At 65.2% G+C, this 22,188-nt stretch carries 19 protein-coding genes; 14 read left to right on the top strand and 5 right to left on the bottom strand.

Features of this window, described 5'->3' with window-relative positions; all coding sequences use genetic code 11:
* Positions 1-51 precede the first annotated feature (51 nt).
* Positions 52-1,404, top strand: coding sequence for a trypsin-like peptidase domain-containing protein (locus tag RBA40_RS15665; protein ID WP_306648749.1), 1,353 nt, complete (start codon positions 52-54; stop codon positions 1,402-1,404).
* A 47-nt stretch (positions 1,405-1,451) separates the two neighbouring features.
* Here the strand turns inward: RBA40_RS15665 and eutC are convergent, their stop codons facing one another.
* From eutC to RBA40_RS15650, 3 genes are all read right to left on the bottom strand, one after another.
* Complete coding sequence (gene eutC, locus RBA40_RS15660) at positions 1,452-2,246, bottom strand: ethanolamine ammonia-lyase subunit EutC (RefSeq protein ID WP_306648748.1); 795 nt, start codon at positions 2,244-2,246, stop codon at positions 1,452-1,454.
* The gene (locus tag RBA40_RS15655) at positions 2,243-3,613 is read right to left on the bottom strand and encodes an ethanolamine ammonia-lyase subunit EutB (protein ID WP_306648788.1); all 1,371 of its coding nucleotides are present in this window, start codon (positions 3,611-3,613) and stop codon (positions 2,243-2,245) included. The genes eutC and RBA40_RS15655 overlap by 4 nt, the downstream gene beginning before the upstream one ends.
* 74 nt (positions 3,614-3,687) lie before the next feature.
* Complete coding sequence (locus RBA40_RS15650; protein WP_306648747.1) at positions 3,688-4,905, bottom strand: metal-dependent hydrolase; 1,218 nt, start codon at positions 4,903-4,905, stop codon at positions 3,688-3,690.
* Positions 4,906-5,004: 99 nt separating this feature from the next.
* On the opposite strand from RBA40_RS15650, the gene RBA40_RS15645 reads away from it, so the two are divergent.
* The 3 genes from RBA40_RS15645 (at position 5,005) to RBA40_RS15635 (ending at position 8,576) form a co-directional block, all read left to right on the top strand.
* Entirely contained in the window at positions 5,005-6,114 is a 1,110-nt protein-coding gene (locus tag RBA40_RS15645) for a porin (protein ID WP_510184485.1), read from the top strand.
* Positions 6,115-6,361: 247 nt separating this feature from the next.
* On the top strand, positions 6,362-7,213 hold the full coding sequence (locus tag RBA40_RS15640) for a universal stress protein (RefSeq protein ID WP_306648745.1): 852 nt from the start codon (positions 6,362-6,364) through the stop codon (positions 7,211-7,213).
* A 460-nt stretch (positions 7,214-7,673) separates the two neighbouring features.
* Complete coding sequence (locus RBA40_RS15635) at positions 7,674-8,576, top strand: AraC family transcriptional regulator (RefSeq protein WP_306648743.1); 903 nt, start codon at positions 7,674-7,676, stop codon at positions 8,574-8,576.
* Positions 8,577-8,770: 194 nt separating this feature from the next.
* Here the strand turns inward: RBA40_RS15635 and RBA40_RS15630 are convergent, their stop codons facing one another.
* The gene (locus RBA40_RS15630; RefSeq protein WP_306648742.1) at positions 8,771-9,271 is read right to left on the bottom strand and encodes a SixA phosphatase family protein; all 501 of its coding nucleotides are present in this window, start codon (positions 9,269-9,271) and stop codon (positions 8,771-8,773) included.
* A 145-nt stretch (positions 9,272-9,416) separates the two neighbouring features.
* Here RBA40_RS15630 and RBA40_RS15625 point away from each other — a divergent pair, with 145 nt between their 5' ends.
* From RBA40_RS15625 to RBA40_RS15580, 10 genes are all read left to right on the top strand, one after another.
* Positions 9,417-10,088: an ANTAR domain-containing response regulator gene (locus tag RBA40_RS15625; RefSeq protein ID WP_306648741.1), complete on the top strand. Its 672-nt coding sequence runs from the start codon at positions 9,417-9,419 to the stop codon at positions 10,086-10,088.
* Between the two features lie 34 nt (positions 10,089-10,122).
* The gene (locus tag RBA40_RS15620) at positions 10,123-11,268 is read left to right on the top strand and encodes a CmpA/NrtA family ABC transporter substrate-binding protein (RefSeq protein WP_306648740.1); all 1,146 of its coding nucleotides are present in this window, start codon (positions 10,123-10,125) and stop codon (positions 11,266-11,268) included.
* A 418-nt stretch (positions 11,269-11,686) separates the two neighbouring features.
* On the top strand, positions 11,687-12,991 hold the full coding sequence (locus tag RBA40_RS15615; RefSeq protein WP_306648739.1) for an MFS transporter: 1,305 nt from the start codon (positions 11,687-11,689) through the stop codon (positions 12,989-12,991).
* Between the two features lie 11 nt (positions 12,992-13,002).
* The gene (nirB, locus tag RBA40_RS15610) at positions 13,003-15,537 is read left to right on the top strand and encodes a nitrite reductase large subunit NirB (RefSeq protein WP_306648738.1); all 2,535 of its coding nucleotides are present in this window, start codon (positions 13,003-13,005) and stop codon (positions 15,535-15,537) included.
* A gap of 10 nt (positions 15,538-15,547) precedes the next feature.
* Positions 15,548-15,895, top strand: coding sequence for a nitrite reductase small subunit NirD (nirD, locus tag RBA40_RS15605; RefSeq protein ID WP_306627106.1), 348 nt, complete (start codon positions 15,548-15,550; stop codon positions 15,893-15,895).
* On the top strand, positions 15,892-17,133 hold the full coding sequence (locus RBA40_RS15600) for an NAD(P)/FAD-dependent oxidoreductase (protein ID WP_306648737.1): 1,242 nt from the start codon (positions 15,892-15,894) through the stop codon (positions 17,131-17,133). The genes nirD and RBA40_RS15600 overlap by 4 nt, the downstream gene beginning before the upstream one ends.
* Before the next feature lie 13 nt (positions 17,134-17,146).
* Positions 17,147-19,855, top strand: coding sequence for a nitrate reductase (locus tag RBA40_RS15595; RefSeq protein ID WP_306648736.1), 2,709 nt, complete (start codon positions 17,147-17,149; stop codon positions 19,853-19,855).
* A 74-nt stretch (positions 19,856-19,929) separates the two neighbouring features.
* Complete coding sequence (locus tag RBA40_RS15590; protein ID WP_306648735.1) at positions 19,930-21,000, top strand: DUF3667 domain-containing protein; 1,071 nt, start codon at positions 19,930-19,932, stop codon at positions 20,998-21,000.
* Positions 20,997-21,239: a hypothetical protein gene (locus RBA40_RS15585; RefSeq protein WP_306648734.1), complete on the top strand. Its 243-nt coding sequence runs from the start codon at positions 20,997-20,999 to the stop codon at positions 21,237-21,239. The genes RBA40_RS15590 and RBA40_RS15585 overlap by 4 nt, the downstream gene beginning before the upstream one ends.
* Before the next feature lie 174 nt (positions 21,240-21,413).
* Positions 21,414-21,650: a hypothetical protein gene (locus RBA40_RS15580; protein ID WP_306648733.1), complete on the top strand. Its 237-nt coding sequence runs from the start codon at positions 21,414-21,416 to the stop codon at positions 21,648-21,650.
* Positions 21,651-21,727: 77 nt separating this feature from the next.
* Here the strand turns inward: RBA40_RS15580 and RBA40_RS15575 are convergent, their stop codons facing one another.
* Positions 21,728-22,072, bottom strand: coding sequence for a zinc ribbon domain-containing protein YjdM (locus RBA40_RS15575; protein WP_099877789.1), 345 nt, complete (start codon positions 22,070-22,072; stop codon positions 21,728-21,730).
* Positions 22,073-22,188 lie beyond the last annotated feature (116 nt).

The raw sequence follows: 22,188 nt of genomic DNA, 5'->3' as shown, positions 1-22,188 counted from the left end.
TGATGGATGATATTTACGCTATCATCGACGTTTCCGTCGGAGACGCTGCACATGAAACGAACGCTGTACACCATTCTGGGTGTCGATCCCCTCGCCACTTCTGAAGAGATCGCTGCCGCGTACGCGCGCTTGCATGCGGCGTTCCAGAGTGGTTCGTACGACCGCAACGACTGGGTCCTGGTGCGCGAAGCCTATGCCGTGCTGTCGAATACCGACAAGCGCGCCATGTACGACCGCAGCCAGATCGCGCCGCCGCTGACGCGCAGCGTCGAGCCGGCGCCCAGGCAGGAAGGTTTCAGCCTCGACTGGCGCTATGGCCTGGCCGCAGGCCTGCTCGTGGCCGGGCTGGTGTATTTTGCCAAGGGCCGCCCGCCGGCACCTGCGCCGGTCATGGCCACTCAAGGCGCGAACCAAGGCGCGAACCAAGGCGCGACGCCGGTGCTGATGCAGGACAGCGGCGCGCGCGCCGATCCATTTGCCAACCAGCCCCAGGCCGTGCAAGCGCCCGCTGGCGGCTCGTCCGGCGCGATGGGCATGGAAGAGCTGTTCGCCAAACTGTCGCCGTATGTGGCGCGTATTAATATGTACAGGGGCGGCACCCAGACCGGCACCGGCAGCGGCGTGGCACTCGGCGGCGACGCGATCATTACCAACTGCCATGTGGCGCTGGCAGGCACGCGCCTCCAGGTCAAGCTGGGGCAGGACAGCTACGAAGCGACCGTCGCCGTGGCCGACGAAGAACGCGACCTGTGCAAGCTCTCTGTCAAGGGCCTTAATGCCCCGGCCGTGGTGATCGGCGCGTCGAGCGACGTGCGCACCGGCCAGCGCGTGATTGCCATTGGCGCTCCGCACGGGCTCGATCTGACGATCAGCGACGGCATCGTGTCGTCGCTGCGTCCGCTTGATGGCGGCACGCTGATCCAGACCACGGCCCCGGTCTCGCCCGGGTCGAGCGGTGGCGGGCTGTTCGACAGTGCGGGCCGGCTGGTCGGAATCGTCACCTTCCAGATGCGCACGGGACAGAATCTGAATTTTGCCGCGCCGGCCGAATGGATCGGCAGCATGCGTACGCGCAGCGGTGGGGGGCTGATCGGCAAGATGAGCGCGGAACGCGCCCAGAGCGACCCGGCCCAGAGCGCGCGCAATGGCGACATGGTGGTGGGCCAGTGGCATTGCCACGATACGATCGGCGGTACCTCGGTGCTGATTTCCTTCCATGACGACCGCACGCTGGAAATGCGCTATGAAAACCGCGTCTCGCCCGGCCGCTGGATGTACCGCGACGGCCAGCTGGGAATTCAGTTTGCGAACGTGGCCGATACCATGCGGATGGAAGAACTGTCGCGTGACAAGATGATCCTCAAGTTCAACGTGGGCCAGCGGCTGGTCTGCGCGCGGCGTTAGGTCTTTCTGCGAAGGCTGCGTTGCCAGATACGCTGCCTTCGACGCCCTCAGCGCAGCAAAAAATTCCCTTTTTCCGCTGTCAGCGCACCAGCATCGGCCACCGTATCATCCTTGAGCAACACTCCCGACATCCCGCGCTGGCGCGCGTGCGTGAGCAGGTAATGCAATCGGTACGCCGCCTCCTCATAGCCCAGCCCGGCCGGCCGCACATTGGAAATGCAGTTACGGTCGGCATCGGTCAAGCCCACGCGCGGCGCCCAGCTCATGTAGATGCCCATGCTGTCCGGCGAACTGAGGCCGGGCCGTTCGCCGATCAGCACGGCTACCGCGCGTGCGTTCAGCAATTGCCCGATCTCGTCACCGATGGCCACGCGTGCCTGGCTGGCAATGACAACCGGTCCCACGCTCCATTGCTCCTCTTGCAAGCGCGCCAGCAGCACCGCCAGGAACGCTTGCGCGTTCTGCGCGATGGCCAGGGCCGACAAGCCATCGCCAATGACCAGCGCCAGGTCGCACGACGCCGGCGCCGCGGCCATCAAGGCGGCACGCGACGGGGCATCGAGCACGCGACCCAGGTCCGGACGCTGCAGGTAGGTGGCGCGGTCCGGGCAGGCACTGTGCACGGCAACGCAGGCGTGCCCGTTTGCGGACAATGCCGCCGCCAGCGCACCGGTATCGAGCGCCATGTGCACCGCGTCGCGCGCGCGGGCGTGCGCCAGCTGGAAATCGAGCTGCGCCGACGTCGGCACGCTCACGCCGCTGCGCCCGAGCGCGATGCGCGCCTGGGTCAGTCCGCGCAAGGCCTGCCAGGGGTTGGACAGCACATGTTTGGGTTGGTTCATAAGCGCAGCAAGGCTTGCTGAAAGGCCGGCGCCAGGGCGTCCGGCAGTTGCGCGGCGCCATCGCCGCAAAAGATCTGCATGCGGTGCAGCCAGGCTTCGAATTCGGGTGCGGCACGCAGGCCCAGCACACGTCGTGCGTACAAGGCGTCGTGAAAGGACGTGCTCTGGTAGTTGAGCATGATGTCGTCCGACCCCGGCACGCCCATCACGAAATTGCAGCCGGCCGCGCCGAGCATGGTCAGCAGCACGTCCATGTCGTCCTGGTCGGCTTCGGCATGGTTGGTGTAGCAAACGTCGCAGCCCATCGGCAAGCCGAGCAGCTTGGCGCAGAAGTGGTCTTCCAGCCCGGCACGGATGATCTGCTTGCCGTCGTACAGGTATTCCGGGCCGATGAAACCAACCACCGAGTTCACCAGCAGCGGCTTGAACGCGCGCGCCACCGCGTAGGCACGCGCTTCGCAGCTCTGCTGGTCGACCCCGTGGTGGGCATTGGCCGATAGCGCGCTGCCTTGGCCGGTTTCAAAATACATGACGTTGTCGCCGACCGTGCCGCGTCCCAGCGACAGGGCGGCGCTGCGCGCTTCGGCCAGCAGCGCCAGGTCGATGCCGAAGCCGCGGTTGGCGGCCTCGGTTCCGGCCACCGACTGGAACACCAGGTCGACCGGGGCGCTGCGGTTGATCGCCTCGATGGTGTTGGTGACGTGGGTCAGCACGCAGGATTGAGTGGGAATCTGGTACCGGGCGATGACGGCGTCGAGCATGCCCACCAACGTGACGACCTGGGCCACGTTGTCGGTGGCCGGGTTGATGCCGATCACGGCATCGCCGCTGCCGTACATGAGGCCGTCGAGCATGCTGGCCGCGATGCCGGTGGCGTCGTCGGTCGGGTGGTTTGGCTGCAGGCGCGTGGCCATGCGGCCTTCCAGGCCGAGCGTATTGCGAAAGGCCGTGACCACGCGGCATTTGCGCGCCACCAGCACCAGGTCCTGGATGCGCATGACTTTTGATACCGCGGCCGCCATTTCTGGCGTGATGCCTGGCGCGACGGCAGCCAGGGTGGGGCTGTCGGCCGCGTCGCTCAGCAGCCAGTTGCGCAGCTCGCCGACGGTCAGGTGCGCGATGGGCGCGAATGCGGCGGCATCGTGGCTGTCGACGATCAGGCGCGTGACTTCATCGTCTTCGTAGGGGATCAGGGGATTGTCGAGGATAGTGCGCAGCGGCAGGTCGGCCAGCGCCATCTGGGCGGCCACCCGTTCTTCGGCGCTGGCAGCGGCCACGCCCGCCAGCAGGTCGCCGGCGCGGGCCGGCGAGGCGCGTGCCATCAAGTCCTTGAGGTCGCGAAACGCATAGGTGCGCGGCCCGACCATGTGGGAAAACCGCTGTGTTGTCACGGGGATATCCGGCGGTGATTAGCTTGGAAACAGCATAGCACGGTCCCGCGCTACAGCAGGTCCGCGCGCGGGTAGCCCCAGGTCGGCGCGCCGGCGGGGCAGGGCTGGCCATTGGCGTGATCGATAGGCAAGGTGGTGAAGTTGCCCGCCGGGGTGTTGCTGAAGCGCGCGTCAGACGCATTATCCGGACCCAGCGCGGGCATGCGCGCGAAGCGCAGCCAGGCATCGAAGCGGCAGTTGCTGGTCTGAAGTTTGCGCAAGCGGGCCAGCGACGCTTCCTCGCTCCAGTTGACGACGAGCTGCGCTTTGAGCGGCCGTATGCCTTCGGCAAGGGCCGCCGGACAGGCATCGAGCGCGAGCACGCTTGGCGCCACGCTGACCATGCCGCGCCGCAACCGGTAGGTGCCGGCGACGGCATCCCGTTCGGCCGACACGAAAATCCAGCATGCCGGGTTGGTGGGGAATGCTGTCATGGCGGTGTCGAGCAGGGTGCTGGCCGGATCGAGCTGGCGCAGGTGGTCGGCCACGATGGTTTTGCCGCGCTGCATCGCCGCGCCCTGGATCGCCACGAAGCCGACGCCGCCCAGCAGCGCGGCGCACAAGGCCAGCTTGCCGCTCTTGCCGGCGCGCTGCTGCAGCATGGCCAGCACGGCACCGAAGGCCAGCAGTGCCGTGAGCGAACCCCAGTGCAGATAGCCGCGCATGGTGAAGTAGCCGAGCACGGCGGCCAGAGTGCCCAGCAGCAGCCCGCGCCAGACGCGGCTGCCCAGCGTCATCGCCAGCGGCACGGCGCCGGCCACCCAGAACACCGGTTCGAGGATGAAGACCGCGTCGCCGTAGAACCAGCGTGCATCGAACGGATAAAGCGGATGCACGCCGTACGAGTTCAGCGCATCCATTCCCAGATGCAGCAGGAAGCCGGCGCCGATGGCCGCGAGCAGGCCGGCGCGGGCCGGTTTGCTGGTGCGCAGCAGGGCGCGCGCACCGGGCCACAGCATCCACAGCAGCGCGATCAGCAGCAGCGCCTGCGGCACTTCGTACAGCAGCGTATGGGTGTGGCCGCGGTGATGCAGCAGGTAGCCCAGCGGCTGGGGCAGGAGCCCGGTGAGCACCAGGTCGAGGTCGGGAAAGTTGCTGGCAGCCCAGCACGACACGAGCATCAGGCGGCGCCGGGTGCGCTGGTGGGCCGGATCGGCTTCCGCGGGCAAAGTACGGTGAACCAGTTCGCCAACGGCCAGTCCAACCAACGAGTGACTTAAATTATCCATGACGGCGATCTTACCGTGCCTGCATCGTCCATGCAGATGAGTTTGATGCCGGTGGAGCCGTCATTGGAGAAACGCAGCATCAAACGGGGGAAACAGATAATGAAACTACTCATCTCATTTGCAGGAGCAGCCGTGCTTGGTTCGCTAAGCGGCTGGGCATGTGCGCAGTCGTCCGTGACCATTTACGGCGTTGTCGACGCCGGCCTCGTGCGCGAGCAGGGCGGCGCCGGGGGCAACCTCACGCGGGTCAGCAGTGGTGTCGGCTCGGCGACACGCATCGGGTTCCGCGGATCGGAAGACCTCGGGTACGGCTGGAGCGCCAACTTCCTGCTGGAAGCGGGCGCGCGGATCGACACGGGCGAGCAGGAGGCCGCCGGGGCGCTGTTCCACCGCCAGGCTTACGTGGGGGCGCGTCATCGGGAGTATGGCGGGCTGACCCTGGGGCGCCAGTACACGCCTTACTATAATGCGCTGACCGGCGTGGCGGACCCGTTCGGCGGCGGCTACGCGGGCACTGCCAAGAACCTGTTCCCTGCCGGCGGCCAGAATACGGGCTCCAGCAACGCCATCGTCTATTCGATGCCGGAAATCATGGGCGTGACGGGGGAGGTGTCCTACGCGCTCGGCGAGCAGCCCGGCAGCAGCACGGCCGGACGCCAGTTCGGATTGTCCCTCGGTTATAGCCAGGGCGGGCTCAATGCGCGCCTGGCCTACAACCACCGCAACAATGACGTCACCACGGCGGCCGGCGCGGCTTCGTTGCCGCCGCTGCCTGCCGCCGACCGCGACATCGGGCGCAACACGCTGCTGGCGGCCAACTACGACTTTGGCGTCGCCCGGGCATACGCCGCCTATGGCGTGGACAAGGGTACCAACAGCGCGCTGCTGCCCAACAGCGGCAATCCGTATGGGGGCGTGCGTCCCACCGCCTCGACCGACAGCCGCGACATGCTGCTGGGAGCCTCGGTCCCGTTCGGCATGACCACGCTGATGGCATCGTATATCCGCAAGAACGACCGGACAGCGTACAACCAGGATGCGCATCAGTGGGGCGTGGGGCTGGGCCATGCGCTGTCGCGGCGCACCAGCCTGTACACGGCGTATGCGCGCATCAAGAACAAGCGCGGCGCTGGCTACACCGTCGGTAACAATACGGAACCAGGCAGCGGCGACAGCGCCTTCAACCTGGGCGTGCGGCATGTGTTCTGACGGCCCATGGCGTGTTACGCGGACCCGGATAAGTTCCATTTAATCGGGCGAACGCGTTTGACATCGCGCAAATTGAGGTGAGCGCACAAGGCTAGTCTGGTTTGTGCGGTGCTTGCCCGGCGCTGCGGGAGTTCGTCTGTTCGAGACATGGCCCACGCTCGGTACTGTTGCTGGACTTGCGGCGTGCCGGGTGATGCGCTGCCTGTCGGGCGCGACCGGTCGCAACGGAGTCAGAAAGGAGGCCAACATGGAGTACAAAACGATCGTGGTGCATGTCGACGAGTCGCCCCAGGCCGCTGTGCGTATTGACGCCGCGGCCCGGCTGGCCATCGAGCACAATGCGCATCTGATCGGCAGCGCGCTGACCAACCTGCCGCCGCGCCTGCTCGCGCTGAGCGGGCTCGATCCCAGCCTGCCGCCGGTGCAGGCCCCGCTGGATGAGTTGCGCCGTCTGGCCGACTGCGCGCTCGATGCCTTTGAGCAGCGGGCTAACGCGCAGGGTGTGCTCTCGGTCGAACGGCGCCGGCTGGAGGAAGAAATCGGGCTGGGTATGAGCCTGCAGGCGCGCTATTGCGATCTGGTCGTGATCGGGCAGCACGATGCCGCACATCCCATGCCGGGCATGCGCGCCGATTTTCCCGAGTACGTCCTGCTCAACTCCGCCAAACCGGTGTTGGTGGTGCCCGCGGGGTTGAAGGACGCGTTCGTTGGACCGCCGCTGGGGCAGCGGATTGTGGTCGGCTGGAACGGCAGCGCCCCGGCCAGCCGTGCGATCGCCAGTGCGATTCCGCTGATGCAACGCGCGCGCCAGGTCGACATTGTGGTAGCCGATGCGCGGGCGCAGGGCGACCTGCACGGTGCGACACCGGGCGCCGACCTTGCCTTGTATCTGGCGCGGCACGCCATCCGGGTCAACGTGCGTGAAGTCGACAGTCACGCGGACCCGGGGCGGGCGCTGCTGGCGGCGGCGGGCGAGGCGGGCGCCGACCTGATCGTGATGGGCGCTTACGGCCGCTCGCGCTTTCGCGAAGTCTTGCTTGGCGGCGCGACCAGGACCTTGCTCCGGTCGTCGACATTGCCGCTCTGGATGGCCCACTAGACGCGGGCGCCAGGAAGCAGGAGCACGCATCCGGACATCGCGATTAGCGGTGGCAGGTGCATTCAAGGTGGGAGGCATGGGGCCGGGCTCACGCCTACGCCGTCGCGGGCTTGCCAACAGCGCGGGCGGGCGAGGCAGTGCGTGCCGCGCTGGCGCGGGGCGGCAGGCGTGCGCGAGACGTGCGGCACCCGTGGTGTCGCTGCCGCTGGCGATGTCGGTGCCATCATGGATGCGTCGCCATCGGTGCCGGCCAGCAGGGGACGGCAGCACGCAGCGCGCGGGCAGTGGGGCATGCACCAATTTGCTGCATCGGCATGCGCCCTGGCGGCCTCGCAAGAGAATCAGGCAAGCCTGCGCGAGGATTGGATCTTGGCGCACCGGCGTTTTGCGGCTTACACTGGTGGCTGCAGAACCCGTCACAGAGGAGCCGATGCCAATACCGCCGAGCAGACAAGACCGCATGATCGCCTTGCTGGGCAGGCTGGCGCCATCCGAGGGCTACACCGCGTCCGCGCTCGACGACGTGCGCTTCATGCGCGCGAACCGGGCGATGGCGCGCGTGCCGGTGCTGTACGAGCCGTGCATCGTGATCGTCTGCCAGGGACGCAAGCGGGGGTATCTGGGCGAGCAGAGTTTCATTTACGATGCCCAGCAGTTTCTGGTGCTGTCGGTACCGTTGCCTTTCGAGAGCGAGACCGACGCCAGCGAAGCCGAGCCGTTGCTGGCGCTCAAGATGCACATCGACCTCGCAGTTGCCGCCGAGCTCGCGCTGGCGCTCGGCCCCGCGCCGTCAGCCCACAGCACGCCGGTCAGCATGTGCTCGACCGCGATGGACGACGCCATGGGTGACGCCGTGCTGCGCCTGCTCGAAGTGCTGTTGTGCCCGGTGGAAGCGCGCGTACTGGGGCCGGGCATCCTGCGCGAAATTCTGTATCGCGTGCTGACTGGGGAGCAGGGCGGCGCCGTGCGTGCGGCCCTGACCCAGCACAGCCAGTTCGGCAAGATCGGCAAGGCGCTGCGCCGCATCCATGCGGGTTTCAGCGGCGAGCTGGATGTGCCGACACTGGCGCATGAGGCAGGCATGAGCGTGGCGGCCTTCCACGCCAATTTCAAGGCGGTGACGCAAACCTCGCCGATCCAGTATCTCAAGAGCACGCGCCTGCACAAGGCAAGGCTGTTGATGGTGCAGGAGGGCATGAGCGCCTCGTCCGCCTCGAACCGGGTCGGCTATGAAAGCAGTTCGCAGTTCAGCCGCGAATTCAAGCGCTTTTTCGGCCGCAGTCCGGTGCAGGAGGCGGCGATGATGAAAACGCTCCTGAGCCAGGCGCCGAGCGAGCCGCCCGGCTACGTTAGCGCGCATTAACCGGAACGGCAGAAGAAGCTGGTCATCCCGCTCAAGCTCTCGGACTGCTCAAGTATTGGCAAATAAGCGGGTTGGTGGCGGCGGTACCGGTGCAAGGCGCATCCCGCTGGCTGTCGCAGCCGCGCGACGTCGAAAGCGCCACCCGGAACACGCGGTCATGCTCGTATCCGCTAACGGCAGCGTCGTACAATTCGTCAAGGCGCCACGGAATGCAGCAATACCGTCGTCACGCTGCCATCCTTGTCGACGATGAGCTGATATAGCCGGTCGAATTCATCATCCCCGATATCGCTACCTGGCTTGCCGCCGAACAAGCGCACCAGTTCGGGCACGGTATTGGAATGGCCCACCACCAAGGCCGTACCGCCCGCCGCCTTGACCTGCGCGACCAGGTTGGCGCTTTGCGCGGGATCGTACACCTGCACCTGTAATCCCAAGTCGGTGGCGAGCGGCTGGGCGGTCTGGCGTGTACGCTGCGCCGTGCTGCTGTAAACATGCGCGATGCCGGTCGACTTGAGGATGGCGGCGATATTGCGTGCGCGCGCCTTGCCCTGGGTGGTCAGCTCCGGATCTTTCTCCACTGCTGCCTTTTCGCCATGCCGCACCAGATAGATGATGGTCGGGTCGGCTGCGGCCAGTCCGGGCGCCAGCAAGGCGGCGGCCAGGAACAGGCCGCCAAGAAGGGAAGAGCGCATGCGCATGGTCGGCTTTCAGATATAAAAACAGCAATGTATCCCAGCCTGGCGAGGAAGCGCAACTGTTCCCGCTCCACCATGCGGTTCGCGCCGCCCTTCTAGCAGACTCTCGTGTTGGCGCATATCTTGCTTGTCTTGTAAGAACATGGCCACACTCTCAACCAACAATATGTCCAAAAGCCCCGCGCATCCCCCACGCAAGCTGCGCATTGTCGTCGTCAATACGATCGTGCCGGAAGGCGGCGAGCACGACGCCGCCCTGGCCGTCCAGGTCAGGCGCGGCAACGCGCTACGCATCGGCCTGCTCGAATCGGGCTACGACATCGTCGCGTCGCTGCCCGCCGATATCTACTTGCCCGAAAGGATCGCTCAACTTCAACCCGACATGATCATCATCGATGCCGAATCGGATGCGCGCGACGTGCTCGAACACATCGTCATCGCCACCCGCGACGAGCGCCGCCCGATTGTGCTGTTCACCGAGGACGACACCACCACCAGCATGGACGCGGCCATGGCTGCGGGCGTGTCGGCCTACATCGTGGCGGGCCTGCAGTCCGAGCGCATCAAACCGGTGCTGAACGTGGCGCTGGCGCGCTTCCGCCAGGAGCAGAAGCTGCTGGCCGAGCTGAGCGAGACGCGTCACAAGCTGGCCGAACGCAAGGTGATCGACCGCGCCAAGGGCATCCTGATGACCCATCACCGGCTGACCGAAGACCAGGCGTACCAGAAACTGCGCAGCATGGCGATGAACAAGAATCTGAAGCTGGCGGAGATTGCCCAGCGCATCCTCGATGTCGAGGATCTGCTCGGTTGAGCCGCCGCGTAGCTACAGGAAAGCAAGGAGTTGTATGGCAGAGATAAATGTGAAGCAATTGCGCACGGTCAGGATCGGCTTCATGCCGCTGACCGACTGCGCCTCGCTGGTGATGGCGGCCGAGTGCGGTTTCGACCGCCAATATGGCATCAGGATCGTGCTCAGCCGCGAAACCTCGTGGGCGAACGTGCGCGACAAGCTGGGCTCGGGCGCGCTCGACGCCGCCCACGTGCTGTACGGGCTGATGTACGGGGTACAGTTGGGCATCGGCTGCCAGCAGCAGGCGATGGCCGTGCTGATGAACCTGAGCCGCAACGGCCAGGCCGTGACGCTGTCGCGCGCGCTGGCGGAGCAGGGCGTAGTGGATGGGCCGAGCCTGGCGCGGCGCATGCGGGAGGCACCGCGCGTCTATACCTTCGCCCACACTTTCCCGACCGGCAATCACGCAATGCTGCTGTATTACTGGCTGGCGGCGCACGGGATCGACCCGCTGCGCCACGCACGCGCGCTGACGGTACCGCCGGCCCAGATGGTGGGCAGCCTGCGCGCCGGGATGATCGATGGTTTCTGCGCCGGCGAGCCGTGGGGCCAGCGCGCCATCGACGACGGTGTTGGGGTGACGGCGGTGACCAGCCAGCGGATCTGGCCCGATCATCCGGGCAAGGTGCTGGGAACGACGGCGGCGTTTGCGGGGAGCGATCCGGGCACTTGCCGCGCGATGATCGCGGCGGTACTCGATGCCAGCCGCTGGATCGAGGCCTCGAAGGCCAACAAGGAGCAGACGGCGACGGTGCTGGCCAGGTCGGCGTATCTCAATACGGGCCGGGAAGCCATCGAAGCGCGTCTGATGGGGCAGTATGACAATGGCGCCGGCAGCCAGTGGATGGATGAAAAGGCGCTGAGTTTTCATGGCGACGGCGAGGTGAATTTCCCGTATCTGTCCGATGGGATGTGGTTCATGACGCAGCAGCGGCGCTGGGGCTTGCTCAGGGATGAACCGGATTACCTGGGGCAGGCGCAGGCAGTCAACCGGATCGATTTATACCGCGGCGCAGCGGAAATGACAGGGACTTCGGTGCCATCGTCGCCGATGCGCAGCTCCACGCTGATCGACGGCGTGGAGTGGGATGGCAGCGATCCGCAGGGGTATGCGCAGTCGTTTCGGATTCATCCGGGGTAAGGGCCTATTCCCCCCACGTCGTTGGTCCGCCCCCACCCCCGTCGTTCCTGGCATTGCCAGAAACGACTTCCCGCCGAGTGCCGCCTTGGCGCGGGAACGACGGGGTGGGGGGGGGACGACAGGGCGGCAGCGTAACGACAAAGCAGGGGAAAGGCGCCGCACGCTCCCACGCATCATTTTCGGGCATTTGTGCACCGCAATGTAGCGCTCGCCTGTTTTTCCTGCTTCAGCCCTCCCATCCCGCCCCGCACCCACCCTGGCACGGCGTTTGCTAAACAGTACCTATCGGATCAATGGCGATCCCCTGAACAACTTGCGCTGATCTAACGACGGATCGGCAGGACAACGGCGTCCGTCCAACCTGGTTTTTGACAACCGGGTCTGGCCGGACGCCTTTTTGTTTTTAACGGGATAAACAATGGCCACCAAAGCAAACACCATCGAACTCTTTAGTATCAGCACACCGCAGATGCGCGCCTTCCACCTGACCTGGATGGCCTTCTTCGTCTGCTTCTTCGCCTGGTTCGCCTGCGCGCCGCTGATGCCCATCATCAAAGGCGAATTCGGCCTGACCCTCGCGCAGGTCGCCAACATCAACATCGCTGCCGTCGCCATCACGATCCTGGTACGCCTGATCGTCGGCCCCATGTGCGACCGCTTCGGGCCGCGCAAGGCTTACACCGGCCTGCTGCTGCTCGGCGCCATCCCGGTCCTCGGCGTGGCGGCGTCGCAAAGCTACGAAAGCTTCCTGTTCTTCCGCCTCGGCATCGGCGCCGTGGGCGCGAGCTTCGTCATTACCCAGTACCACACCTCCGTCATGTTCGGCCCCAAGGTCGTCGGCACCGCCAATGCAGCCGCAGCCGGCTGGGGCAATGCCGGCGGCGGCGCGGCGCAGGCGCTGATGCCACTGCTGGTCGGCGCGCTGCTGATGCTGGGCGTGAGCGAAGCCCTCGGCTGGCGCGTGGCCCTGCTGGTGCCGGGCGTGCTGATGGTCGTCATGGCTGGCTTGTACTGGAAATTCACCCAGGATTGCCCGCAAGGTAACTACGACGACATGCGCGCCGCCGGCATCGCCATCGAAGGCGGCAAGAAGGGCGGCTGGGAGAGCTTCAAGGCCGCCAGCGCCAACCACCGCGTGTGGCTGCTGTTCGTCACCTACGGCGCCTGCTTCGGCATCGAGATCTTCATCCACAACATCGCCGCCGTCTACTACGTCGACCATTTCAAACTGAGCCTGAAAGAAGCCGGCATGGCGGCCGGCAGCTTTGGTTTGCTGGCGCTGTTTGCCCGTGCCCTCGGCGGCTGGGTATCGGACAAGCTGGCGATGCGCGGCACCATCAACAGCCGCGTCACGCTGCTGTTCGTGCTGATGATCGGCGAAGGCGCCGGCCTGCTGTGGTTCGCCAAGGCCGACGGCGTTGTCTTCGCGGTGATCGCCATGCTGGTATTCGGCCTGTTCACCCACATGGCTTGCGGCGCCACCTACGCGCTGGTGCCCTTCATCGACAGCAAGGCGCTGGGCGGCGTAGCCGGCATCATCGGCGCCGGCGGCAACGTGGGCGCGGTCGCGGCGGGCTTTCTCATGAAAGGCACCGGCGACATCGCCCAAACACTCACCATCCTCAGTGGCCTGGTGCTGCTGTCGGCGCTGTGCGCCATCGCGGTCAGGCTCACCGCCGCCGTGGACGACCGTCCGGTCGCCGTCAATAACGCTGTCGCGTAAGGAGAATCAGCATGAAGATCATCGTCATCGGCCACGGCATGGTAGGCCACAAATTCCTCGAGTCGCTCGGCGCCACCGCCGCGCCGGGGTTGGAAGTGACGGTTCTATGCGAAGAACCGCGCGCCGCCTACGACCGCGTGCACCTGTCGGAATTTTTTGCCGGTAAATCGGCCGAGGACCTGTCGCTGGTGCCGGCCGGCTTCTTCGAGGGCGGCAATATGCTGCTCAAGCTGAACGCAAAAGCCGTCGCCGTCGACCGTGCAGCCAAAACCGTCACCGTCGGCAGCGGCGAAGTGCTGGCCTACGACAAACTGGTGTTCGCCACCGGGTCGTACCCGTTCGTGCCGCCGCTTGCCGGCAAGGACCGCAAGGACTGCTTCGTCTACCGCACCATCGAAGACCTGGAAGCGATGCTCGAATGCGGCAAGCGCTCGGAAACCGGCGTGGTGATCGGCGGGGGGCTGCTCGGCCTGGAGTGCGCCAAAGCCCTGCGCGACATGCAGCTGCAGACCCATGTGGTGGAATTCGCGCCGCGCCTGATGGCGGTGCAGGTCGATGATGGCGGCGCGCGCGTGCTGCGCGCAAAAATCGAAGACCTGGGTGTGACCGTCCACACCCAAAAGAACACGCTGGAAATCGTCGACGGCGAAGAGGGCACGCACCGCATGCGCTTTGCCGACGGCAGCCATCTGGACACCGACATGATCGTGTTCTCGGCCGGGATTCGCCCGCGCGACGACCTGGCGCGCCTGTGCGGCCTGACGATCGGTCCCCGCGGCGGCATCGCCATCGACAACAGCTGCCTGACCTCGGACCCGGACGTCTACGCCATCGGCGAGTGCGCGCTGTGGAACGGCCAGCTGTTCGGCCTGGTGGCGCCGGGCTACGACATGGCCCGCGTGGCCGCGCGCCATTTGCTGGGCGAGCAGGCCGCCGCCTTTACCGGCGCCGACATGAGCACCAAGCTCAAACTGATGGGCGTGGACGTGGCCAGCATCGGCGATCCGCACGCGGCCAGCCCGGGCAGCCGCTCCTACCAGTTCACCGACGAACGCAAGCAGGTGTACAAGAAGATCGTCGTTTCCGACTGCGGCAAATTCCTGCTCGGCGGCGTGATGGTGGGCGACGCCAGCGAATACGGCACCCTGTTGCAGATGATGCTCAATAAAATCGAGCTGCCCGAGTCGCCCGAATTCCTCATCCTGCCGCAAAGCGACGGCAAGGCGCGCCCGGGCCTGGGCGTGGATGCCTTGCCCGACACGGCCCAGATCTGCTCCTGCAACGACGTCTCCAAGGGCGACCTGTGCGCGGCCGTTTGCGGCGGCGCCACCACCATCGGCGCGCTGAAAAGCTGCACCAAGGCCGGTGCCACCTGCGGCGGCTGCGTGGCGCTGGTCACGCAGGTGATGAAGGCGGAAATGAAAAAGCAGGGCATGGCCGTCAATAACCACGTCTGCGAACACTTCCCTTACTCGCGCCAGGAAATCTACCACCTGGTCAAGGTCGGCAAGATCACATCTTTCGAGGACTTGCTGGCGCAGCACGGCACGGGCCGCGGCTGCGACATCTGCAAACCGGTGGCCGCGAACGTGCTGGCGTCGACCTGGAACGACTTCGTGCTGAAGCCCGAACACGCCAGCCTGCAGGATTCGAACGATTACTTCCTCGGTAACATCCAGAAGGATGGCACCTACTCGGTGGTGCCGCGCATGCCGGGCGGAGAAGTGACGGCCGATGGCCTGATCGCGGTCGGCATGGTGGCCAAAAAATATGGCTTGTACACCAAAATCACCGGCGGCCAGCGGGTCGACCTGTTCGGCGCGCGCGTCGAACAGCTGCCCCTGATCTGGGAAGAGCTGATTGAAGCCGGTTTCGAGTCGGGCCATGCGTACGGCAAGTCGCTGCGCACCGTCAAATCGTGCGTCGGCTCGACCTGGTGCCGCTACGGCGTGGCCGATAGTGTCGGTTTCGCGATCGAGCTGGAAAACCGCTACAAGGGCCTGCGCACGCCGCACAAGATCAAATTCGGCGTATCCGGCTGCACCCGCGAATGCGCCGAAGCGCAGGGCAAGGACGTGGGCCTGATCGCCACCGAAAAAGGCTGGAACCTGTACGTGTGCGGGAACGGCGGCATGAAGCCGCGCCACGCGGAACTGATCGCATCAAGCCTGGACCAGGAAACCGTGGTGCGCTACATCGACCGCTTTTTGATGTTTTATGTACGTACGGCCGACCGCCTGCAGCGCACCAGCGTCTGGCGCGACAACCTCGAAGGCGGCCTCGATTACCTCAAGTCGGTCGTCATCGACGACAAGCTGCACCTGGCGGCCGAACTGGAAGCGGACATGCAGCACGTGGTCGACACCTACGCCTGCGAGTGGAAGAACGCCGTGAACGATCCTGCCACGCGCCAGCGCTTCCGCCATTTTGTGAACAGCGACCAGGCCGACCAGAACGTGGTCTTCATGCCCGAGCGCGGCCAGATTCGTCCGGCCACGGTCGAAGAACGCAAGCGCGTCATTCCACTCATCGTCAAAACCGCCTAAGGAGAAGCTCATGCACCGCGATATCGAACTGACCAACTGGACCGCCGTCTGCTCGCTCGACGAGATCGTCCCCAACACCGGCGTGTGCGCGCTCTTGAAAGGCGAACAGGTCGCCGTGTTCCACGTGCTTGACGCCGAAGAGCGCGTCTTCGCGATCGGGAACTACGATCCGAACAGCGGCGTGTCGGTACTCTCGCGTGGGCTGGTGGGCAGCCTGGGCGACCGCATCGTGGTGGCGTCGCCCATCTACAAACAGCACTTCGACCTGTTCACCGGTGAATGCCTGGAAGCGCCGGAACATTCGGTGCCCAGCTACCGCGCGCGGGTCGAGGACGGCAAGGTGTGGGTCTGCGCATGATAAAGGTCACGACAGCGCCCGTCGCCAGGCAATCGCTGGTCGTCATCGGCAATGGCATGGCCGGCATGCGCACGGTCGAGGAAATGCTCAAGCTGGCGCCGGAGCTGTACGACATCACGGTGTTCGGCGCTGAGCCGCACGGTAATTACAACCGCATCCTGCTCTCGCCGCTGCTGGCCGGCGAAAAGAACATCGATGACATCATGCTGCACACGCGCGAATGGTATGCCGCCAACGGCATCACCCTGCACGCGGGCGATCCGGTGGTGCACATCGACCGTCGCAAGCGCATGGTGCGTTCGGAATCGGGGCGCGAAGTCTGGTACGACCGGCTGCTGCTAGCCACCGGCTCCAAGCCCTTCATCGTGCCGGTACCAGGCCATAAACTGGCCGGCGTGATCGGTTTTCGCGACATCCAGGATGTCGACACGATGCTCGAAGCGGCCCGCAGCGGCGGCCACGCGGTCGTCATCGGCGGCGGCCTGCTCGGGCTGGAGGCGGCCAACGGGCTGCTGCGGCGCGGCATGCAGGTCACTGTGGTGCATGTGATGGACAGCCTGATGAACCAGCAGCTCGACAAACCAGCGGCGCTGCTGCTCAAGTCCGCGCTGGAACTGAAAGGCCTGCGCTTCCTGCTTGAAGCGCACACCAGCGAGATCGTGGGCGACACGCGCGTCAAAGCCGTGCGCTTCAAGGATGGCAACGAAATCCCGGCCGACCTGGTGGTCATGGCCGCCGGCGTGCGCCCGAACATCGAACTGGCCAAATCGGCCGGCCTGCACTGCGAGCGCGCCATCGTCGTGGACGACACTTTGCAGACGTACGACCCGCGCGTCTACGCCGTGGGCGAGTGCGTGCAGCACCGCAGCGCCACGTTTGGCCTGGTGGCCCCGATCTGGGACCAGGCCAAGGTGTGCGGCGCGCACCTGGCGCGCAACGGCCACCGCCGCTACGTGCAGCAGGCCACGCCCACCAAACTGAAAGTGACCGGCGTCGACCTGTATTCGGTCGGAGACTTTATCGGCGGCGAGGGCAGCGAAGACCTGGTGCTGCGCGATCCGCGTCGCGGCATTTACAAACGCCTGGTGCTGGCCGGGAACCGCATTGCGGGCGCGGTCCTGTACGGCGACGTGCAGGATGGCCCGTGGTACTTCGGCCTGATCCAGAACCGCACCGACATATCGGCCATGCGCAGTCGCCTGCTGTTCGGCGAAGCCTTGTGCGCCCAAGCCGCCTGAAACGGAGCCTGACGTGAACCTCTCACCTATACCACTCGCGGTGCGCAGCACCTGTCCTTATTGCGGCGTGGGCTGCGGCGTGACCGCCACGCCCTTGCCCGACGGCGCCATCGCCATCGCGGGCGACGCCAGCCATCCGGCCAACCGGGGCCGCCTGTGCGTGAAGGGGGCGGCGCTGGGCGAAACCATCGGTCTTGAAGGCCGCCTGCTGCATCCGGCCCTGCGCGAAGACGGCGTGCTGCGCCAGGCATCCTGGGATGAAGCGCTCGAGCGCGTCGCCGGCGGCCTGCGCGCCATCATCGACGAACACGGTCCCGACGCCGTGGCGCTGTATGTGTCCGGTCAGCTGCTGACCGAAGACTACTACGTGGCCAACAAGCTGATGAAAGGGTATATCGGCAGCGCCAACATCGACACCAATTCGCGCCTGTGCATGTCGTCGGCCGTGGCGGGCCACAAGCGCGCTTTCGGGGCAGACCTGGTGCCGGGCTGCTACGAAGACTTCGACCTGGCCGACATGGTGGTGCTGGTCGGCTCGAACACGGCGTGGTGCCATCCGATCCTGTTCCAGCGCATCGCGCGCCTCAAGGAAGCGCGCCCGGAAGTACGGATTGTCGTTATCGATCCGCGCCGCACCGCCACCTGCGAGCTGGCCGACCTGCACCTGCCGGTCAAACCCGGTACCGATGTGTGGCTGTTCAACGGCTTGCTCAGCTACCTGGCGCGCACGGGCGTGCGGGACGCCGCCTTCATCGAGGCCCACACCAGCGGCCTGCAACAGGCGCTCGATGCCGCGCAGGTCGATTGCGCCGATCCGCTGGCCGTGGCGCGCCACTGCCGCGTCGATCCCGACGACCTGATGGCCTTTTATGGCGGCTTCGCGGCGACCACGAAAGTCATCACGGCGTTCTCGCAAGGCGTGAACCAGTCGTCGGCGGGCACCGATAAAGTCAACAGCATCATCAACTGCCACCTGCTCACGGGCCGCATCGGCCAGCCGGGCATGGGGCCATTTTCGATCACCGGCCAGCCGAATGCGATGGGTGGGCGTGAAGTGGGCGGCCTTGCCAACATGCTGGCCGCGCACATGGACCTGGACAATCCCCAGCACCGCGACACCGTGCAAACCTTCTGGTCGTCGCCGCGTATCGCGGCCAAGGGAGGGCTGAAGGCGGTCGACCTGTTCAAGGCGATCGAGGAGGGGACTGTCAAGGCGGTGTGGGTCATCGCCACCAACCCGATGGTGAGCATGCCGGACGCGAATCAGGTGCAGCGCGCCTTGGAAAAGTGCGAGCTGGTGGTGGTGTCCGACATTATCGCCAGCACCGACACGAATGCCTTTGCCGACGTGCTGCTGCCGGCACTGGGCTGGGGCGAAAAGGATGGCACGGTCACCAATTCCGAGCGCCTGATTTCGCGCCAGCGCGCCTTCCTGCCGGCGCCGGGCGAAGCGCGCGCGGACTGGCGCATCCTGGCGGATGTGGCGCGGCGGCTGGGCTTCGACGGTTTCGATTTCGCCAGCGCGCACGAGGTATTCGACGAACATGCGCGCCTGACCGTGTTCCGCAACGAAGGCGCGCAGCGGCGCGTGCTTAACCTGTCCGGGCTGTGCGGCCTGCAGGCAGCGCAATACGACAAGCTCGAATCGGTGCGGTGGCCGGTGCGGCGCGGCGCCGATGGCGCCCTGGAAGGCAGTGCGCGCCTGTTCGCGGACCGCCGCTTTGCTCACGCCGACGGCAAGGCGCGCTTCATCGCCACGGCGCCGCGCGCACCGGCCAACCCGGTCGATCCCGAGTATCCGCTGGTGCTCAACACGGGACGCGTGCGCGACCAGTGGCACACCATGAGCCGCACCGGCCGCGCCCCGCGCCTGGCCGATCATACGGCCGAAGCCTTCATCGACATGCATCCGCAAGATGCGCTCCTGTACGGCGTGCGTGAAGGGGAACTGGCGCGCGTATCGAGCCAGTGGGGCGCCATGGTGGCACGCGTGCAGCACGGCGGCGGCATCGCGCGCGGGTCGGTGTTCGTGCCGATTCACTGGAACGGCCAGACGGCGTCCGACGCGCGCGTTGGCACCGTGGTCAACCCGGTGGTCGATCCAGTGTCGGGCGAGCCGGAATTCAAGCATACGCCGGTGCAGGTGGAGCGCTTCGGGGTGGCGTGGCATGCGTTTGTCCTCAGCCGCAGCGAACTGGCGCTCGATCAGGTCGCGCACTGGACGCGGGTGCAGGGACGCGGCTTTGCGCGCTACGAAATGGCGGGACGCGGCCAGTTGCGCGACCGGGCCGCATGGGCGCGTGCGCTGCTCGGCGTCACCGATGACGCAGACTGGCTCGATTACGAGGACGCCAGCGATGGGGTGTACCGCGCGGTGCACGTGGTGGGAGAGCGCATCGAACAGTGCATCTTCCTGTCGCCGCGTACCGACCTGCCGGCGCGCGCCTGGCTGGCCAGCCTGTTCGCCAGCGAGTCCCTGACGCAGCTCGACCGCGCCGGCCTGCTGGCCGGGCAGGCTCTGGGCATGCGGCTTGACACCGGGCCGACCGTGTGTTCCTGTTTCGCAGTGGGCCGCAATACGATTTGCGATGCCATCGTCAGCCACGACCTGAAGACGGTGCCGGAAGTGACAGCCTGCCTGAAAGCAGGCGGCAATTGCGGTTCCTGTGTGCCGGAAATCAAAGTCTTGCTAATCCAAACCCGGGCACGCGAAGCTGCCTGAAATTGTTGTCCAAGGCTATGATGTGAATGATATTATTGCCCGCATTAAATAATATTATCTGCGGGAACACAACGATGGCGATGGAACTGGAAGCGGCGCGGGAATTGGCCGCAGCGCCGCTGGTGGCGCGCGAGGTGGATAGCATGCACATGCCCGCGCACGGTGCTCACGAACACGCGACGAGCTGCGCCAATTGCAATGCGACGTTGGCGGGCGCGTTTTGCCATCAGTGCGGGCAGCACGCGCACGTTCACAAGTCGCTGCTGCACCTGGGCGAAGAGGTGCTGCACGGCATCCTGCATTTCGACGCCAAGGGCTGGCGCACCATTCCCATGCTTGTTGCCAGGCCGGGCCAGCTCACGCGGCGCTACATCGATGGCCAGCGCACCCGTTTCGTCTCGCCGCTGGCCTTGTTCCTGTTCCTGGTGTTTTTTCTGTTCTTTGTCGCGTCGCTGACTGGTGGCAAGTCGGGCGTGAACCGGTCCGGCTCGCCGGAAGCGACCGCACAAACGCGCGCCGGGTTGGTGCGCGATGTGGAGACATCGCGGGCCACGCTGCGTACTGCCGAGGTCAGCCGGCCTGACAAGGAAGCGCTGGCGGAAGCCACGGCCGACGTGATCGCAGCCGAGAATGTGCTGAAGGAATTCGATAAAACCGGCGTCATCGCCAGCAAAGGCGGCGTTACGCTGGCATCGAACAAATTGTCGGTGCAAACCAGCTGGCCAGCCTTCAATGGCGCCGTCAAGCAGGCGGCCGACAATCCCGAGTTGACCTTGTATAAGCTCAAGAGCAGCGGCGCCAAGTTTTCCTTCTTGCTGGTGCCGATCTCGCTTCCCTTCCTGTGGCTGCTGTTTTTCCGGCGGCGCGGCGTGACAATGTATGACCACGCGGTGTTTTCCCTGTACTCGCTGTCGTTCATGGCGCTCATGTTCGCGCTGGTATTTGCGATCGGCCATGCCGGCTTCGGCACCCTGGCCGGGGCGGTGGTGGTGTGCCTGCCGCCGGTGCACATGTTCCTGCAACTGCGCGGCGCCTATGCGCTCAGCCGTGGTGAAGCTGTCTGGCGAACCCTGGCGCTGTTGTGCATCGCGGGCGTGGTGTTCCTGCTGTATATCGGCTTGATTCTGATGCTGAGTGTCGCATGAATAAGTTCACCGCGATGGAATGGACCGGTTATCTGACCAGTATTGCAGGCTTGATGATTGTGCTGCTGACGTTTGACCGGCCGGGGTGGACCTGGCCGGCGAGCGGCGCGGTGTTGGTACTGATCGGCCTCCTGCTGATTTACCGCTCCAATCGCCGCCGACGTAGCGACGACCGCTACGACGATATAATCGGTGATGGCTTCCAGGACGATATCGCCGATGTCATGAACGGGGACTAGTTTCTGCGCAGCGCGAGGTCAGAACCGGGTTTTGCCAGGTTTTCCTTGTTGCTGTTGCCAATCTCGCTAACCCGTTCCCGCGGCTGCTGTTTTTCTGAAGGCGCGACGTGACGATGTGGGCGTGGTGTTCCTGCCGTATATCCTGTTAATGTTAATGCTAATGATGAGTGCCGCATGAACAAAGATGACCTACTTGGCTGGACCGGGATCCTGAGCGTTATCGCAGGCTTGATGGTGTTGCTGATGACCTTCGACCGGCCGGGATGGGAGTGGCAAGCCGGTGGTGCGCCACTGGTGCTGATCGGCATACTGCTGATCTGGTACGGAAGACGGCGTCGGAGCGACGAGTACGGCCGTGATCGCGATGTCGCCGACCTCGATGATATCGGCAATGCCCTCGACGGCGACTAGACAATTCGCGATGCCGCCTTGTCCGCAAACCTGTCAGGGCGGCGGTCTGACATTGCGGCGTCTGGCGCCTGCTGGCACTATACTTTCTTGACGAACTCCGACTTCAGGCTCATGGCGCCGAAACCGTCGATCTTGCAGTCGATGTCGTGGTCGCTGTCGACCAGGCGGATGTTCTTGACTTTGGTGCCCATCTTGACGGTGCCGCCAGATCCCTTGAGCTTCAAGTCCTTGATTACGGTGACAGTGTCGCCGTCTTGCAACACATTTCCCGCCGCATCGCGATAAACCTTGGGGCCGTCATCGGCCGCCGTTGCACCTTCCTGCGCGCTCCATTCGTGGGCACACTCCGGGCAGACCAGATTGCTGCCATCTTCGTAAGTAAATTCTGAATTGCATTTAGGGCAGGGTGGAAGTGCGCTCATAGGAAACGTCCTGTTTTGGCTTGAAAGGGCCTGAGTATACAGGGCGTCGGCCTTGTACGACCAGTTGCATATTGATTTAAGGCAATGCTTCTCGTAAACAGTGATGTAAAGATGGC

The organism is Massilia pseudoviolaceinigra (assembly GCF_030846505.1).
GTDB classification, from domain to species: Bacteria; Pseudomonadota; Gammaproteobacteria; order Burkholderiales; family Burkholderiaceae_D; genus Telluria_A; species Telluria_A violaceinigra.
This window is presented reverse-complemented; position numbering and strand designations above follow the sequence as displayed.

What these genes read in the sequence shown, in the direction of transcription:
- RBA40_RS15620 (WP_306648740.1), top strand. Translation starts at nt 10,123, where the DNA reads ATGGCAGAGATAAATGTGAAGCAATTGCGCACGGTCAGGATCGGCTTC.
- RBA40_RS15630 (WP_306648742.1), bottom strand. Translation starts at nt 9,271, where the DNA reads ATGCGCTCTTCCCTTCTTGGCGGCCTGTTCCTGGCCGCCGCCTTGCTG.
- RBA40_RS15650 (WP_306648747.1), bottom strand. Translation starts at nt 4,905, where the DNA reads ATGGATAATTTAAGTCACTCGTTGGTTGGACTGGCCGTTGGCGAACTG.
- RBA40_RS15615 (WP_306648739.1), top strand. Translation starts at nt 11,687, where the DNA reads ATGGCCACCAAAGCAAACACCATCGAACTCTTTAGTATCAGCACACCG.
- RBA40_RS15580 (WP_306648733.1), top strand. Translation starts at nt 21,414, where the DNA reads ATGAACAAAGATGACCTACTTGGCTGGACCGGGATCCTGAGCGTTATC.
- nirD (WP_306627106.1), top strand. Translation starts at nt 15,548, where the DNA reads ATGCACCGCGATATCGAACTGACCAACTGGACCGCCGTCTGCTCGCTC.
- RBA40_RS15635 (WP_306648743.1), top strand. Translation starts at nt 7,674, where the DNA reads ATGATCGCCTTGCTGGGCAGGCTGGCGCCATCCGAGGGCTACACCGCG.
- RBA40_RS15600 (WP_306648737.1), top strand. Translation starts at nt 15,892, where the DNA reads ATGATAAAGGTCACGACAGCGCCCGTCGCCAGGCAATCGCTGGTCGTC.
- RBA40_RS15640 (WP_306648745.1), top strand. Translation starts at nt 6,362, where the DNA reads ATGGAGTACAAAACGATCGTGGTGCATGTCGACGAGTCGCCCCAGGCC.
- RBA40_RS15625 (WP_306648741.1), top strand. Translation starts at nt 9,417, where the DNA reads ATGGCCACACTCTCAACCAACAATATGTCCAAAAGCCCCGCGCATCCC.
- eutC (WP_306648748.1), bottom strand. Translation starts at nt 2,246, where the DNA reads ATGAACCAACCCAAACATGTGCTGTCCAACCCCTGGCAGGCCTTGCGC.
- RBA40_RS15665 (WP_306648749.1), top strand. Translation starts at nt 52, where the DNA reads ATGAAACGAACGCTGTACACCATTCTGGGTGTCGATCCCCTCGCCACT.
- nirB (WP_306648738.1), top strand. Translation starts at nt 13,003, where the DNA reads ATGAAGATCATCGTCATCGGCCACGGCATGGTAGGCCACAAATTCCTC.
- RBA40_RS15655 (WP_306648788.1), bottom strand. Translation starts at nt 3,613, where the DNA reads ATGGTCGGGCCGCGCACCTATGCGTTTCGCGACCTCAAGGACTTGATG.
- RBA40_RS15575 (WP_099877789.1), bottom strand. Translation starts at nt 22,072, where the DNA reads ATGAGCGCACTTCCACCCTGCCCTAAATGCAATTCAGAATTTACTTAC.
- RBA40_RS15585 (WP_306648734.1), top strand. Translation starts at nt 20,997, where the DNA reads ATGAATAAGTTCACCGCGATGGAATGGACCGGTTATCTGACCAGTATT.
- RBA40_RS15590 (WP_306648735.1), top strand. Translation starts at nt 19,930, where the DNA reads ATGGCGATGGAACTGGAAGCGGCGCGGGAATTGGCCGCAGCGCCGCTG.
- RBA40_RS15645 (WP_510184485.1), top strand. Translation starts at nt 5,005, where the DNA reads ATGAAACTACTCATCTCATTTGCAGGAGCAGCCGTGCTTGGTTCGCTA.